This window comes from Megasphaera sp. DISK 18, assembly GCF_001682955.1.
Classification (GTDB): Bacteria; Bacillota; Negativicutes; order Veillonellales; family Megasphaeraceae; genus Megasphaera; species Megasphaera massiliensis.
Map to the genome: position 1 here is coordinate 1 of NZ_LUGJ01000041.1, position 15,138 is coordinate 15,138.

The window sequence follows — 15,138 nt, forward strand, 5'->3', positions numbered from 1 at the left end:
TGGCGGCCAATGACCGGAACGGAAACATCAAAGGTACGGTCGAAGCAGCGGCAGGTAAAGCGAACCCCTTTTTCGTCACAGACGATATTCTCGGCCCGGATTTGAGCCGAATCATCGGTCCCGTAGAGGACAGACCGACCTTGGCAGAGATCCTTCATCGGTGCGACAAAAGGATCGTCACCATTTAAGATGGCCGTTCCTTTGGCATCGAGGCCTTGAACCAATTCAGACTTGGCCTTGGCAATATTTTCCTGAGAACCTAAGAGTTCGATATGGCTCTTGCCGACGTTGGTGACGACACCGATGGTCGGCTCGCCGATATCGACCAGTTCGGCAATCTGCCCGAGGCCGCGCATGCCCATTTCGACGACGCAGGCTTCGTGGTCAGCCGTTAACTGTAACAGGGTCTTAGGCAGTCCGATTTCATTATTATAATTCTTTTCCGTCTGCAATACCTTATATTTTTCACTCAAGACGGCGGCAATCATATTGCGCGTCGACGTCTTCCCTACCGAGCCGGTTACGGCAATGACGGGGATGGAAAAACGGCGGCGGTGAAAACGGGCTAAATCCTGATAAGCTTTCAGCGTATCAGAAACGACGAAAATCGGTACCGCAGCCCCCTTGTATTCCGGCCGCAGTTCAGAGACGACGGCACCGGCCGCGCCCGAAGAGAGGGCCTTTAAGACGAAGTCATGACCGTCAAAAGAGGTCCCCTTGAAGGCGACGAAAAGGGAGCCCTTTTCCACCGCCCGGGTATCGGTGCAAACGTCATGAAAAAGCACGCTCTCTATAGAAGAGAGCAGACGGGCTCCCGTCGCTTTCTGTACTTCTTCACTGGTAAAATCAGCCATTATTTATCTCCTCGATGCAGGTCGCGAACGGCATTGCGGGCTTCTTCGCGGTCGTCAAAGTGAATCGTACCGTCATTTAAGATCTGATACGTTTCATGCCCCTTACCGGCAATGACGATGATGTCATTTTCTTGTGCCAGTTCGACGGCGCGATAAATGGCTTCGCGACGGTTGACGATGACTTCATGATGCTGTCCCGCCTTAAGCCCCTGTTTAACGCCTTCTTCGACTTCTGCTACGATGGCATCGGGGTTTTCCGAACGCGGGTTATCCGAAGTGACGATGGGAATATCGGCAAGTTCTGCGCCGATGCGGCCCATGATGGGGCGCTTGGTCCGGTCGCGGTCACCACCGCATCCAAAGACGGCAATGACGTGGTTTGGGTTCATGGCCCGTGCCGTTTCCAAGGCCTTTTCGAGGCTGTCCGGCGTATGGGAATAGTCGACGACGATAGCAAAGGGCTGGCCGGCTTCGACGAGTTCAAAACGGCCGGCTACGGAGTGGAAAGTCTGAATGGCCTTGTCAATAGTGGCTTCGTCGATGCCTTCAGCATGGGCCGCACCGATAGCAGCCAGTGTATTGTAAACGTTGAACAGGCCGGTAATGTTCATATTGAGATGGACATTGACAAAAGGACCGACGACGTCGAAGGACGAGCGTTTCAGTTCGACATTTAAATTCGATCCTTTAAGATCAGCTTCTTTTTCGACGCCATAGGTCAAAACCTGGCAGTGGCAGGCATCGAGAATCTGTTTGGACCAGGGATCGTCGACGTTTACGATAGCCGTTTTATTGTCTTTGACATGGTCGGCAGCGGTCAGGCTCTGGAAGAGCTTGGCTTTCGCGGCGACGTAATTTTCCATGGTCTTATGGAAATCGAGATGGTCCTGAGTAAGATTGGTAAAGACGGCCGTATCGTATTCGATACCGGCGACGCGGTCTAAGGCCAAGGCGTGGCTGGACACTTCCATGACGACATGGGTCATGCCCTTTTCATACATCAGGGCCAAAAAGCGCTGGAGTTCGACGACGTCCGGCGTCGTGTTGTGAATGGGCAGTTCTTCATCGTCGATAAGGGCGTGAATCGTGCCGATGACGCCGACATGATGACCGGCAGAACGCAGGATATGGGCAATGATGTGGGTCGTCGTCGTCTTGCCGTTGGTACCGGTGACGCCGATCATGCGCATCTTTTTGCCGGGATAGTCGTAAAAGAAAGGGACCATGTCTTCTAAGGCATGGTGGATATCGGGGACCTGGATCTGGACCGTTTTCGACGGCAGGTCGAGGTGTTTCGTCGTCAAAACGGCGACGGCCCCTTTTTCGACAGCCTGCGCTGCAAAAGCAGCCCCGTCGACATGAGCGCCGGAAATGCAGACGAATAAGTAGCCCGCTTCGATGTCCCGGGAGTCCGAAGAAATGCCGGTAACTACCGTATCGGCACTGCCGCTGAGATTATAAATTCCTTTAAGTTGTTTGCAAAGTTCACCTATTGTTTTTGTCATTATTATAGAACCTCCTTGACGGTTCATTTCATTGTACTGTTCTACATTGTACAGCTTTATCGGATAAATAACAATGAGGTCGTCGCACAAAAGTGCGTCGACCTCTCATTTAAGCAATTATCGACGGTTCCCCTTTGCGGTCTGATCGCTTTGATTCCCATAGAGAATACGTGACGGTGCCACCATTCCCAGCTGTTTCGTCGCCGTCGTATAAATTCGTTCCGGCGTTTCCAATTTGGAAATTTGGACCCGTAACTGCTCATTTTCACGTTGTAACTGCTGTGCTTGAAGTTTTAATTCCATGAGTTCGCCACTCTGCTGATACGTCCAAGACGTAATAAGATTAGAAGCGATGGCAATCGCTGCGATCATTCCAATGGGAACCAGAACATATACGGCACCCTGCTGGACAGCCTGTACCGCAGCTGACCTCCACAGGGGAACGCTTCTTTCTTCATGTAAATTTCCGACTTTCCTTGCCAGCATACGCAACACATCCATTTCAATAATCATTAGCTTGGCTCCTTCATTTACGGATACCGACGCGAAGTTTTGCACTGCGGGCCCTCGGATTCAAATCCAGTTCCTCCGGCGACGGTAAAATGGGTTGTCGCTTTACTTTTAGGATGGCCTGATGATGGCAGGTGCAAACCGGCATATCGGGCGGACAGATACAATCGGTCGCCAAAAGACGCAGCGTCTGTTTTGCAATACGATCCTCCAGTGAATGGAAGGTAATGACACACAAACGTCCTCCGCGCTTTAAACGCTGAGCGGCATGTTCCAAGGAATCCTTTAAGATTCCCAATTCGTCATTGACTTCGATTCGGATGGCCTGAAACGTTCGCTTCGCCGGGTGCGGCCCGTCCTTACGAGCGCCGGCCGGGATGGCCTTTTTAATAACGTGAACCAGTTCTTCCGTCCGTTCCAAGGGTTTTTCCTGACGTTCTTTCACGATGAATTCGGCAATGCGCTTAGCCCATCGTTCTTCCCCATAATCTTTGATGATACGGTACAAGTCGGCTTCGCTGTAACCGTTTACGACGTCGTAAGCGCTGCGCCCCTGGCTGCGGTCCATGCGCATGTCGAGGGGCCCGTCCTGCATATAAGAAAATCCCCGGTCCGGTGTATCCAGTTGATAGCTCGATACGCCGAGATCAAACATGATGCCGTCGACGGCATCGATGTGAAGTTCGTCAAGGACTTCCGATATATACCTGAAATTGCGCTGCACGAGAATATGTCGGCACGGCGTATCAGAGAGGCGTTCCGTTGCCGCTGCAATGGCGTCCCGGTCCTGGTCGAGACCGATAATCGTCGCCGCACCCGTCAGCTGATCGGCTAAGGCCTTGGAGTGGCCGCCGCCGCCGAGGGTACAGTCGACGTAAACGCCGCTGGTATCGGTTATTAAATTGGCTATGGTTTCCTTACGAAGAACACTGACGTGGTGAAAATCCATAATTCCTCCTAAAAGTCCAGGTTCAGGAAATCGTCGAGGCTTTCGGCGATTTCTTCCATGGCCGGAACAGTCTTGGCAACATAGGCTTCATATGCGTCTTTACTCCAAATTTCGACCTTGTCTCCTGTCCCCAGAACGGTCACATCCTTAACCAGTTTCGCATAGGCCCGCAAAGTAGCCGGAATAAGGATACGACCTTGCTTATCGAATTCGACTTCAGCAGCACTGCCAAAGACGAACCGCTGGAAGGCACGGACGTTTTCCTTCGATGCCTTCAGCTGTTTTAAACTTCCGGCAAAGCGCATCCATGCTTCCATCGTGTAAACGGAAAGGCAGCCTTCCAAACCTCGGGTAACGATGAAGGTTGGCCCGAGTTCATCCCGAAATTTGACAGGCAAAATGACGCGACCTTTAGCGTCGATTGTATGTTCGTATTCTCCCATAAACATTAGGCGCGTCACTCCTTTCACTCTCCTCCACATTCTACCACATTTACACACTCTGTGACAATAATGTTGACAAAGAATGGGAAAAAAAAAATAAGCCGTCGCACTGGCGACAGCCTACTTTTTTAATATATCGTTTAGTAAACCGATTTACTTCATCGTTCCGGTAATAACAATCGGATCTGTATGCATTTTTTTAAAATCACAAAGGACCACTAATTCAGCCCGGCTGTAGCGGCGCCGTTCCGGAACCAAGCCGCCGGCATAGGCCAGGTAGGACAAAATCGTCTCGGCATCGACACCGTCGTCCCGCAGGGCGCGGACGGTAATGCCTTTTTGTCGTTTCGACAGGCGGTTCCCATCGCCGTCGATGAGCATCGGCACGTGGGTATAGTGAGGCGCGTCGTAGCCTAAAATCTTCATGAGCCAAATCTGCTGGGCCGTCGACGACAGCAAGTCTTCACCACGAAGGACGTGGGTGATGGCCATGGCCCCGTCATCGACGGAAACAGCCAACTGGTAGGCATACATGTCATCGGCCCGGCGGACGACGAAGTCACCACAGCAGTGAGGCAGATAGTCTTCCTGCCGGCCGTAAACGGAGTCGGTAAAGTAAACGGTTTCGTCCGGTACATGGATGCGCCACGACGGTTTCTTGGTCATGCGGCGACGTTCGGCTTCACCGAGGCCGTAACAATGGCCGTCGTACACGGTATGTTCGCCGGCATGAGGGGCCCCAATGGCCTGAAGCCGCGTCCGGCTGCAGTAGCAGGGATAAAGGAGTCTCTTTTCCCGCAGGACGTCCAAGGCCTCGTCATAGCGATCGTAGCGTTCCTGCTGGACGTAAGGACCGTAAAGGCCTCCCACATCGGGGCCTTCGTCCCAGGCAAGGCCCAGCCAGGAAAGGTCTTCCATGAGGGCCTTGGTGTAAACAGCCTTGGATCGCTGCTCATCAATATCTTCAATCCGCAGGACCAAGGTGCCTCCGGCCTGACGCACTTGGAGCCAGGCCAAAAAGGCCGACCAGACGTTGCCGAGGTGGATATATCCTGTCGGGCTCGGAGCAAATCGCCCTCGCATGGAAGCCCCCCCTTTAGTCGGGAAGGGAAACGAGGTTCGTAAACAGGTCTTTTTCCTGGCGAATCGTCGCTTCACTGCCCATGACGCACAGGTTACCATCCTTCATGACCGCTTCGATGAGCGGAGAAAGGGCCTTAATATCGGCTGCCGTCGTCGCCAGGAGCTGATCGCGGCGAGCCTGGGCGACTTCGTCCGTCGTCCCCGTAAAGTAACGGGTCATGGCTTTTTCACCGCGAAGGGACGGCGTCAAAGGCACATCGATTCGGCTCAGCGTACCGATGACGTATTTCGTCATTTCCCGGTCCGATACGTCAAAGGTCTTTAAGTAGTCCGCCAAGCCGTCATAGGCTTCGACGCTGGAACGCAGATTCGGATCGCGGTAGGAGCAAAATACCATGTCGCCGTTGTCATAGAAACGAGTGAAAGCACCGTAGGCCCCTCCCTGAACGCGAACCTTGGTCCATAAATAGCCGTACTGGAGAATCGTATCAAGGACCATCAGCGCCCCGGTATAGTCGTAGCCGTGGCCGCGGAAGTTGCCGCCTTTGGCGACGTACTGAACGGTGCCGCTGGTCATGATGCCTTCGTTCTTCGCCGTAAGGCCGAAGTCGCAAAGACCGGTCCGCTTTTCTCCCTGCGGCAGGGCTTCTGTCCAGCGAGCCACACTGGCTTTAGCACCGTCCCAATCACTGTCACTGGCCGTCATTTCTAAGGTCAGTGCTGAGCGGCTGAAGATTTTTTCCATGAGGGCCGTCAGTTTCCCACCGATTTCATCGGCATCGGTCTTGATGCGCTTGGCAATGTCCGTGATGAATTCATAGTACGAGAATTCTCCGGCATCGCAGAACGCTTCGACCGGCGATACGTAGGACAGGACGCGGTGCATGACAATCGTATGGCCGCGGCGGAAGGTATCCATATCCCAGCCGGCCTTGATTTCGTCGACCAGTTCGATCAATCGGTCCTGGTTGGTAAAGACCGTTTCCAAGGAGATTTCCCGCAAGAGATCGATTAATTTTTCGAAGTTAAGGGCCAAGCCCTTGGCTTTAATCCGGAATACGGGCGTATAATCGCTGTTGTCCAAACGATTGGAATAGGCCGACACACTGTAGCCGATGCCGCCGGTGTAGAGATCGATGAGGGACGCCAGTTCGCCGTACGTATGGGACTTGGTGTCGATGTCACCGAGGATGTCGCTCAAAAGATAGGCGTAGGAAATTTCTTCCCGCGTCAGGCCGTGGAGGTCGAAGTAGGCATTGACGTAGGTAATGCCGTTCGTGTTGTCCGGTACATGGCACAAGGTCACGTCGCCGAGCTGTTCTTCATGCATGACCACCGTATCGATTTTCTTTTCAAGATCATCGCGGGATAAGGTCGGAATCGATTCCAGGGCTTCCGGCGAATCGGGCGTCGCCTGGCGCTGTTTCAACGCTTCCGATTCGGCGACGATGGCATCGATTTCGTCTTTCGTAAGGGACGCTTTATAGGCTGCCAGTTTTTCGGCTAAGGCTTTATCGTGTTTTTCCGTCAGGCCCGGTTCCGGTACCAGCGATACCAATGCGTAGTAGGCATTATCGAGGATGTAACGCTGGATCAAGTCTTCAAAGTAACCAGTGTCAATGCCTTTACGGAGGACGTCGAGGGATTTTTCATAGGACAAGGCGTCTAAGGGATCGAGGTCATAGAGCCAGGTATCCATGCAGCGGATGGCATAGATAAGGCCCTTAGGACGGCCGGCAAAATCGGCTTCACGGAGGGTGAATTCCGTCCGGTTCAAGGCCCCGGTCAAAAGCGTCTTGTCGAGACCGTCTTTGACCATGCGGCGCAAAACGTCGGTGACGATAGGCATGATTTTATCCTGCCTATCCGGGTCAGAGCCGTTGACAGAGATGCTCCACAAGGGCTGGAGGATGCCGTCCTGGAAGTCCCCGGAAATGTCCTTCCCAAGACCGGCGTCGACGAGCGCCTTCTTAAGAGGCGCAGCCGGCGACTGGAGAAGGACATAAGTCAGGACTTTAAAAGCCAGGGCCACCGTCGGGTCGAGGGCCTGGTCGATGACGTAGGTCAGGCTGTGCAGGGTCTTGTGTTCCGTCTTTTCCCCGGAGGCAATGCCATAGGGATAGGACTTTACGGCGCTGCCCGGGAAGGCCTGACGGCCAATGGTCGAATCGACGTCCTGGAGCCGGAATTTGCTCAAGTATTCCCCATCGATGAAGGCCAGGGTCTGGTCGATGTCCATGTCGCCGTAGAGGAAGATATAGCTGTTGGCCGGATGGTAGTACGTGCCGTGGAATTTGACGAAGTCTTCCTGGGTCAGGTTAGGGATATCGTCAGGATCGCCGCCCGATTCAACGCCATAGGTCGTATCGGGGAAGAGGTTTTCCATGACGTGCCGTTCGAGCTGAGAGTCCGGCGACGAAAAGACACCTTTCATTTCATTATAGACGACACCGCGGTAAATGAGGTCGCTGTCGGCCGAATCAAGGTGGTAATGCCAGCCTTCCTGCATCAGGACCTGTTTGTCCTTCAGCATATTCGGGAAGAAGACCGCATCCAGGTAGACGTCCATCAAGTTCTTGAAGTCGGCCGCATTACGGCTGGCGACGGGATACATGGTCTTATCGGGGAAGGTCATGGCGTTGAGGAAGGTGTTGAGCGAGCCTTTGACCAGTTCGACGAAGGGTTCCTTCAAAGGGAATTTCCGGGAGCCGCAAAGAACAGAGTGCTCGCAGATATGGGGCACACCGGTGCTGTCCGACGGCGTCGTTCGAAAGGAGATGGAAAAGACCTTATTGTCGTCATCATTTTCGATGTAAAGCAGGCGGGCACCGGACTGGTCGTGGTGCAGTTCATAAGCCTGGCTGTGGAGTTCCGAAACGTACTGCGAACGCTCAACGGAAAAGCCGTGAATCTTCTGTTTTTCTTGTAACTTCATAAAAACGCTCCTTATCATCATAATGTTTTAAATAATATAACGTATATATAATCAGTATATATTTATAAGGCACTGCCACTAAGGCCATCGCCGTGGATCATTCAGTCAGCGAGCAGTATCCGGCCCAATTCTTCTACGGTATCGGCAATATAGTCGGGGCCGTACTCTTTTCGTTCGGCAGCATTACCGTAGCCGTATCCGGCATAGATGACGGGAAGGCCCAGTTCATGGGCGCCGATGATGTCGAATTTACGGTCGCCTACCATGACGGCTTCCCCTTTTTCAACGGGGCCGATACCCTTTAAAATCCGGGCCATGATGTCGGCCTTGGAATCAGTGCCGCCGACGGCAGGACCGGCAATGGCTTCTAAGTACGGAGCCAGTCCGAACTTTTCACAAATCGCTTCGGCGTGGACCTGGGGCTTCGACGTCGCCACAAAAGAACGGATGCCCTTCTCCTTTAATGTCTTTAATAAAGGGACGATGCCTTCAAAGGCACGGTTTTCAAACTTGCCGATCGTGCTGTATCGTTCCTGAAAGAAGGAATAGGCCTGACGGGCCTTTTCCGGCTCAAAACCGTAGTAGCCTTCAAAGGTGTCCAAGAGCGGCGGACCGACGATGACGTGGGGATCGAGGCGCCCTTCGGAAGAAATGCCCATCTTTTCTAAGGCATAGGCCACCGAATTAATGATACCTTCTTTGGAATCAGTCAAGGTTCCGTCGAGGTCAAATAAGACGTATTTATACATTAGCTATACTCCTGAAATCTCTACTTATTGTGTACGCTATCTATTTTAGCGTGCTTTAATAAGATTTGCAAACATAAACCATTTTGCACTATGTTCTTTTTAGCACAATATTGACCATTTTCGTACACTTATGCTATAATGCATTTAGCAATAACAAAGAACAACTTTTACTTAAATTTTAAAATTATACGAAAAGGGAGTGTTAATTCATGGAAAATGCTATTCGCTCATCTTACGACCTCTATATTAACGGCAAATGGGTTCCCGCCAGCGACGGCGCAACCTTCAAAGCCTTCAATCCTTCTAACGGTGAACAATTATCGGTTTGCGCCGAAGCTACGAAAGAAGATGTCGACGCTGCCGTCCGCGCCGCCGAAGCTGCTTTCCCGGCTTGGAAAAAAGTATCCCCCATCGACCGTCAGAATATCCTCTTGAAAATCGCTGATGTTATCGACCAGAACGCCGATAAATTAGCTCTCATCGAATCCCTCGACAACGGCAAACCGATTCGTGAAACGAGAAACATCGACATTCCTTACAGTGCCGACCACTTCCGTTACTTCGCCGCCGTCCTCCGCGACGAAGAAGGCCGTGTTTCGAGCCTCGATGAAAACATGATGAGTATCGTCATCCATGAACCGATTGGTGTCGTCGGCCAGGTCATCCCTTGGAACTTCCCCTTCCTCATGGGTGCTTGGAAACTGGCTCCGGCCTTAGCTGCCGGCTGCACGATCGTCCTCAAACCGTCGAGCTCGACATCTCTCAGCCTCCTCGAATTGATGCACCTCTTAGAAGGCGTCCTGCCTGCCGGTGTCGTCAACATCATTACCGGTAAGGGATCTCGCTCCGGCCAGTATCTCCTCGACCATCCGGACATCCAGAAACTGGCCTTTACAGGTTCGACGGAAATCGGCCGCGACGTCTACAAAGCAGCTCAGGAAAAATTGATTCCGGCTACCCTTGAACTGGGCGGCAAATCGGCCAACCTCTTCTTCGAAGACTGCAAATGGGACATGGCTATGGAAGGCGCCGAATTCGGCATCCTCTTCAACCAGGGCCAGGTCTGCAGCGCCGGTTCCCGTATCTTCGTACAGCGCAGCATTTACGACAAATTCGTAAACGAACTGGCTGAACGCTTCAACCGCGTCAAAGTCGGCCTGCCTTGGCTGAAAGAAACGCAGATGGGCGCTCAGGTCGACGAACGTCAGCTCGAAAAGATCTTGAGCTACATCGAAATCGGCAAAAAAGAAGGAGCTCGCCTGGTATGCGGCGGTGAAAAGATCACCACTGACGGCCTCGAAAAGGGCAACTTCATCCGTCCGACCATCTTCGCTGACGCCAAGAACGACATGCGCATCGCCCAGGAAGAAATCTTCGGGCCCGTCGTCGTCATCATCCCCTTCGATACGGAAGAAGAAGTCATCGATATGGCCAATGACAGCATCTACGGTCTCGGCGGCGCCGTATGGACCCGCGACATCAACCGTGCTCTGCGCGTAGCGAAAGGCGTACAGACGGGCCGTATGTGGGTCAACACCTATAATGCCCTGCCGGCCGGCGCTCCCTTCGGCGGCTACAAGCTCTCCGGTATCGGCCGTGAAACGGATAGATCGACGATGTACCACTACATGCAGACCAAGAACATCCTCATCAACTTCTCGGAAAAACCGAACGGCTATTACGAATAATACTCCGCCCGCTCATTTCCTATCATAAATTGACAAAAACCTCCTTTCTTCATATAATACAGTATTGTGAAGAAAGGAGGTTTTTCCATGAAAAAGATGCTGTCCAAAAAAGAAAAGGCCCGCCGACAAAGCATCCGCCTGTCGCCGGCCATCAAAAAAACGATCCGGACGCTCGACCCGGCCCGCATCCTGACCCTCGACTTAGAGACGACAGGACTTACGGCAGACGCCGAAATCATTCAGCTTTCCATCATGAACGGTTTCGGTCAGGTTCTCTTGAACCGCTATTTCAGGCCCATCCATACGGAGCGATGGGACGAAGCGATGGAAGTCAATCACATTACGCCGGAACAAGTGGCCCACGAAGATCCCTTCATCCTCTGGGCCGATGAAGTCAGCCGTCTTTTCATGGACGCAGACCTCATCGTCGGCTACGGTACCTTTAACGATATCGAGCGCCTCTATGAATCGGGCGTCGTCCTGCCCGACCGCGATATCTACCTCGATCTGGCCGAAGCCTTCTCCCTCATCCATTATAAGGAAACGAAGACCATTACCTATACCAAGCTTCGAAACTGTGCCGCCTATTACGGCTATGACAGCCGCCGCAGTTGGCACGACAGCCTGACCGATACGGACGCTACCTTATTTTGTTTCCAGCACATGCTGGAAGATGACCGGGCCATCTTTAAAAAACGCCGTTACCCGCAGCTCTGCGGATAACGGCGTTTCGTCGTTTCTCGGGTTATACTCCTCGCAATTGAGGATCCCAAATGATTTTGTGGAGCTGGACCTGGAGGTGCCAGTCCGTCAGTTCATGTTCCTTCATAAAGTCGACAATCTGCGCCGGCTCAATCTCTCCGAAGACGGCACCGACGTAGACGGCACACTTCGGCTGATAGCGTTCATAGACGGCCAGGGCCTGGTTGAGGTCGGCTTCATCGCCGACGACGAACTTCAGGACGTCCTGAGGACGGAGCTTTTCAAAATTCTCCTCCAGCATCCGGCCGGCCATGACCGACGACAGGCTCTTATAGTCGACGGTAAACCAGACATGGTCGTATTTGAAGTAAGGCTCGATGTCGACGCTGCCATTTGTTTCGATATTGACGCTGTGGCCTTTTAGGGCCGCCAACAGAGCATGGACGTCCTGACAGAGCGGTTCCCCACCGGTCAGGGTAACGTTGGGGTACGACACCTGCTTTACGATGTCATCGACGTCCATGTCCTTGCCTTCCGTAAAGGCATAGGTCGTATCACAGTAAGAACAGCGCAGGTTACAGCCGCAGAGGCGGATGAAGGTGGCCAGCTGACCGGCCTTCTTCCCTTCCCCGTCAATGCTGTCGAAAATCTCATTGACGCAGAGACTATACTTCATAGACAGCCACGTTCCCTTCGCTTTCCTGGACCTCGGCCCGGACGCAATGCGGTACAGTGTCACAAATCCACTTGGCAATGTTTTCTGCCGTCGGATTGAAATCAAAGACGTCGTTTAAATTCTGATGATCCATCTTGTGGTGGACCAGTTCTTTAATCTTTTTGAAGTCGACGACCATGCCGTTGTGATCGAGTTCTTCGGCCTGACAGGTCACATGGATGATCCAGTTGTGGCCATGGAGATTTTCACACTTACTGGCGTAGTCGAGGACTAAATGGTGAGATGCGGAGACTTCCAGCCGCTTGGTTACAGTATACAAACAATTTCCTCCCTTATCGTGCATCAAAGGGCTTATAAGCCCAGCTTGTAGATGCGGTTGGCGTTATTAAATAATACGTCATCCCAGTAAGCTTCAGGGATGAAACCTTTTACAAATGAAATGTAGTCGTTAACATTGGCCAGGGGCCAGTCCGTCCCATACATGACCCGGTCATAGGCGCCGAGATACTTGAGCCAATCCCGGAGCATGGAAATATAGCCCCGCTTACTGCGCAGGAAGGCCATCATATCGGGCACCTTGCCTTCGAGGAGGCCCGACAGATCGACAGCGACGTTGTGATTCTTTTCTAAGACGGCAATGGCATCCTGCAAAAAGGGATTGCCGAAGTGGCACATGACGAGCTGAACGTTGGGATGGCGCACGGCCGCTTCGTCGAGTGTCAGGGGATGGCTGTATTTCAACAGGGCATTGGCCGTTGCCGTCAGCCCCGTATGAATGGCGACGGGCTTATCATACTTTTCGGCCAATTCATAAATCGGGTCATACCACTTATCGTAAACGTAGATATGGCTGTAGCCCGGATAGAGCTTGATGCCGCAGCACTGACTTTTCTTTAAGTTTTCTTCGACATTGGCGGCAATGCTGTCCATGTCATCTTTTCCGGTCAGGCTGTCGATGCCGATGCAGTAGCTCATGTAATCGGGATAGTTATGTTTTTTAGCATCCAAGGTCTTATTGCTCATGACGACGCCGTGGACGACGTTATTTTCGATAAAGGCCTGATGCAGCGATTCTTCCGTATTGGTATAGCCGGCAGCCAGGGCGACCTGGTCGAAACCGGGGAAATCGCAAAAATGAAAATGGCTGTCAATCACTCGTAATTCTTTTACTTTCATAGGTACCTCATTCCAAAATCGCCGTTTCTAATGCAATCTGGATCATATCATCAAAAGACGTCTGCCGTTCTTCCGGCGTGCAGGCGTCTCCGGTCAATAAGTGGTCGCTGACGGTAAACAACCCCAGTGCCTTGGCGCCAAACTTGGCCGCTGCCGTATAGAGACCGGCCGTTTCCATTTCGACGGCCATGATGCCGTACTGGGTCAGTTTTTCGTTATCGATTTCTTCATCGTAAAAACGGTCGACAGAGACGACGTTGCCGACCCGGGCCGGGACGCCAAGAGCCGCTGCCTGGCCATAAGCCTGGCATAAGAGAGTAAAGTCGGCTAAGGGCGCATAATTGATCGAGCCGCCGAAAATGTTGCGAATGATCGACGAATCCGTCGTCGCCCCTTGGGCCATGATGACGTCGCGAAGTTTGATGTCACGGCGCATAGCCTCGCAGGTACCGACGCGGATCAGCTTTTTCACGCCGTAGTCGCGCATCAATTCCGTAGCGTAAATAGAAATAGAAGGAATCCCCATGCCCGTCCCTTGGACCGACAGGCGGACGCCCTTATAGGTTCCGGTATAGCCGAGGATATTGCGGATTCGGGTATAGCAGAAGGTGTCCTCTAAAAAATTTTCAGCAATATATTTCGCACGCAGCGGATCGCCGGGAAGCAAGATGCGATCGGCGATTTCACCGTCGCGGGCGGCAATATGAAGACTCATGTACAGTTCCCCCTTTACACATCATCTATTGAATTCCTTTCATAACATGCCTGAAAGGGCGGTTATGGAGTGAAAAACATGGAAGTCCATGCTTGATTTTATCAATCTTCAATTCTATATGATACCACATTACTCTAGTTTTAGTCACACCATTTTCGCTATTTTTCATATTTTTTTCAGACAAAGCCTATTTGACAAGACCTAGGGAATTTCATATAATAAAGTAATTAAGGATGCCCCATTTTGACTGCCCTTATTGCGGTGCTTGGCGGGCATCCTTTTGTCGTATTGCAGTTTGAAATTGCCTCTCGCTATGCTACAATGTATAAGAAGCATTAAAAGGAGCGGTCGTATGTACGAAAATCCCTTATCTCACATTTTAGAATATAATTTAGACCTGGGTAAGACGAAGCCCGATACGGTCCATCGCGACGAAAGGTATTGCCCCTTCTGTGACGTCGCTCATTTGAAGAATGTCATGGAAAAGCGGGGCCACATGATTTGGCTTGAAAATGCCTTTCCGGTCCTCAAGGACTCATGGCAGACGCTCATCATCGAAACCGATGACTGTGACGGCGAGTTCTCCGACTATCCCCCGGAATACGCCCAAAAGCTCATCGAATTCGGCCTTGAAAAATGGCAGCAAGTCAAGGAGATGGGCAAATTCAAATCGGTCGTCTTTTACCGCAACCACGGCTATATGTCCGGCGGCACGATTCACCATCCCCATTCACAGATTGTCGGCTTCAAAGACTATGACTATCACGAAGATATCAAACCCTTCCACTTCGTCGGTCCGACCATCTTTGAAGAAGACGGCCTTACGATCACCCTGTCCAAACGGCCCATCATCGGCTTTTACGAAGTAAATCTTATCTTAAAGGACCGGGCAAAACTCGAAAAATTCGTGCGCTGCATGCAGACGACAGCCCACTATTTCATGCACTCCTTCATCCGCTTTAATGACAGTTACAACATCTTTTTCTATGATTTTCCCGATGACGATGCCTTATACGTCAAAATCATCCCGCGCTTTCTTACCAACCCTCTCTTTGTCGGTTACATGATTCCACAAATCGCAAATGGAGGCCATTCGGCGCATTTTATCCAGGAATTGCAGACCAGGCTGCATGACCTATAGAAAGGACGGTCC

At 52.0% G+C, this 15,138-nt stretch carries 15 protein-coding genes; 3 read left to right on the forward strand and 12 right to left on the reverse strand.

What is annotated here, in order from left to right; all coding sequences use genetic code 11:
- The 8 genes from murF to A0U42_RS09260 form a co-directional block, all read right to left on the reverse strand.
- Positions 1-854 (reverse strand): UDP-N-acetylmuramoyl-tripeptide--D-alanyl-D-alanine ligase (gene murF / locus A0U42_RS09225; protein ID WP_141669517.1); only part of this gene is annotated, 854 nt, incomplete at its 3' end.
- A complete protein-coding gene (locus A0U42_RS09230) occupies positions 854-2,359 on the reverse strand; it encodes a UDP-N-acetylmuramoyl-L-alanyl-D-glutamate--2,6-diaminopimelate ligase (protein WP_065360734.1) in 1,506 nt (501 codons plus the stop codon). The genes murF and A0U42_RS09230, both read right to left, overlap by 1 nt.
- A gap of 117 nt (positions 2,360-2,476) precedes the next feature.
- Entirely contained in the window at positions 2,477-2,845 is a 369-nt protein-coding gene (gene ftsL / locus A0U42_RS09235) for a cell division protein FtsL (protein WP_255304159.1), read from the reverse strand.
- Positions 2,846-2,885: 40 nt separating this feature from the next.
- A complete protein-coding gene (gene rsmH, locus A0U42_RS09240; protein WP_065360736.1) occupies positions 2,886-3,818 on the reverse strand; it encodes a 16S rRNA (cytosine(1402)-N(4))-methyltransferase RsmH in 933 nt (310 codons plus the stop codon).
- A gap of 8 nt (positions 3,819-3,826) precedes the next feature.
- Entirely contained in the window at positions 3,827-4,267 is a 441-nt protein-coding gene (gene mraZ, locus A0U42_RS09245; protein ID WP_044504228.1) for a division/cell wall cluster transcriptional repressor MraZ, read from the reverse strand.
- 147 nt (positions 4,268-4,414) lie between these two features.
- Positions 4,415-5,344 carry a tRNA glutamyl-Q(34) synthetase GluQRS gene (gluQRS, locus tag A0U42_RS09250; protein WP_065360737.1) on the reverse strand — a complete coding sequence of 310 codons (930 nt, stop codon included), beginning with the start codon at positions 5,342-5,344 and terminating at the stop codon, positions 4,415-4,417.
- Positions 5,345-5,357: 13 nt separating this feature from the next.
- A complete protein-coding gene (locus A0U42_RS09255; protein WP_065360738.1) occupies positions 5,358-8,279 on the reverse strand; it encodes an insulinase family protein in 2,922 nt (973 codons plus the stop codon).
- A gap of 101 nt (positions 8,280-8,380) precedes the next feature.
- Entirely contained in the window at positions 8,381-9,028 is a 648-nt protein-coding gene (locus A0U42_RS09260) for an HAD hydrolase-like protein (RefSeq protein WP_065360739.1), read from the reverse strand.
- A gap of 209 nt (positions 9,029-9,237) precedes the next feature.
- Here A0U42_RS09260 and A0U42_RS09265 point away from each other — a divergent pair, with 209 nt between their 5' ends.
- Entirely contained in the window at positions 9,238-10,716 is a 1,479-nt protein-coding gene (locus tag A0U42_RS09265) for an aldehyde dehydrogenase family protein (RefSeq protein WP_065360740.1), read from the forward strand.
- An 87-nt stretch (positions 10,717-10,803) separates the two neighbouring features.
- Positions 10,804-11,439, forward strand: a complete 636-nt coding sequence (locus tag A0U42_RS09270) for an exonuclease domain-containing protein (RefSeq protein ID WP_065360741.1) — start codon at positions 10,804-10,806, stop codon at positions 11,437-11,439.
- 22 nt (positions 11,440-11,461) lie between these two features.
- Here the strand turns inward: A0U42_RS09270 and A0U42_RS09275 are convergent, their stop codons facing one another.
- The 4 genes from A0U42_RS09275 to deoD are packed head-to-tail and all read right to left on the reverse strand — an operon-like array spanning position 11,462 to position 13,985.
- Complete coding sequence (locus A0U42_RS09275) at positions 11,462-12,094, reverse strand: radical SAM protein (RefSeq protein WP_065360742.1); 633 nt, start codon at positions 12,092-12,094, stop codon at positions 11,462-11,464.
- The gene (gene queD / locus A0U42_RS09280) at positions 12,084-12,413 is read right to left on the reverse strand and encodes a 6-carboxytetrahydropterin synthase QueD (RefSeq protein ID WP_044504240.1); all 330 of its coding nucleotides are present in this window, start codon (positions 12,411-12,413) and stop codon (positions 12,084-12,086) included. The genes A0U42_RS09275 and queD overlap by 11 nt, the downstream gene beginning before the upstream one ends.
- Before the next feature lie 32 nt (positions 12,414-12,445).
- Positions 12,446-13,270, reverse strand: coding sequence for an amidohydrolase family protein (locus A0U42_RS09285; RefSeq protein ID WP_065360743.1), 825 nt, complete (start codon positions 13,268-13,270; stop codon positions 12,446-12,448).
- Positions 13,271-13,277: 7 nt separating this feature from the next.
- A complete protein-coding gene (deoD, locus tag A0U42_RS09290; protein ID WP_065360744.1) occupies positions 13,278-13,985 on the reverse strand; it encodes a purine-nucleoside phosphorylase in 708 nt (235 codons plus the stop codon).
- A gap of 352 nt (positions 13,986-14,337) precedes the next feature.
- On the opposite strand from deoD, the gene A0U42_RS09295 reads away from it, so the two are divergent.
- On the forward strand, positions 14,338-15,126 hold the full coding sequence (locus A0U42_RS09295) for a DUF4931 domain-containing protein (protein ID WP_065360745.1): 789 nt from the start codon (positions 14,338-14,340) through the stop codon (positions 15,124-15,126).
- Positions 15,127-15,138: the final 12 nt, after the last annotated feature.

Coding starts and splice junctions, on each gene's coding strand:
- A0U42_RS09230 (WP_065360734.1), bottom strand. CDS start 2,359: ATGACAAAAACAATAGGTGAACTTTGCAAACAACTTAAAGGAATTTAT.
- ftsL (WP_255304159.1), bottom strand. CDS start 2,845: ATGCTGGCAAGGAAAGTCGGAAATTTACATGAAGAAAGAAGCGTTCCC.
- rsmH (WP_065360736.1), bottom strand. CDS start 3,818: ATGGATTTTCACCACGTCAGTGTTCTTCGTAAGGAAACCATAGCCAAT.
- mraZ (WP_044504228.1), bottom strand. CDS start 4,267: ATGTTTATGGGAGAATACGAACATACAATCGACGCTAAAGGTCGCGTC.
- gluQRS (WP_065360737.1), bottom strand. CDS start 5,344: ATGCGAGGGCGATTTGCTCCGAGCCCGACAGGATATATCCACCTCGGC.
- A0U42_RS09255 (WP_065360738.1), bottom strand. CDS start 8,279: ATGAAGTTACAAGAAAAACAGAAGATTCACGGCTTTTCCGTTGAGCGT.
- A0U42_RS09260 (WP_065360739.1), bottom strand. CDS start 9,028: ATGTATAAATACGTCTTATTTGACCTCGACGGAACCTTGACTGATTCC.
- A0U42_RS09265 (WP_065360740.1), top strand. CDS start 9,238: ATGGAAAATGCTATTCGCTCATCTTACGACCTCTATATTAACGGCAAA.
- A0U42_RS09270 (WP_065360741.1), top strand. CDS start 10,804: ATGAAAAAGATGCTGTCCAAAAAAGAAAAGGCCCGCCGACAAAGCATC.
- A0U42_RS09275 (WP_065360742.1), bottom strand. CDS start 12,094: ATGAAGTATAGTCTCTGCGTCAATGAGATTTTCGACAGCATTGACGGG.
- A0U42_RS09285 (WP_065360743.1), bottom strand. CDS start 13,270: ATGAAAGTAAAAGAATTACGAGTGATTGACAGCCATTTTCATTTTTGC.
- deoD (WP_065360744.1), bottom strand. CDS start 13,985: ATGAGTCTTCATATTGCCGCCCGCGACGGTGAAATCGCCGATCGCATC.
- A0U42_RS09295 (WP_065360745.1), top strand. CDS start 14,338: ATGTACGAAAATCCCTTATCTCACATTTTAGAATATAATTTAGACCTG.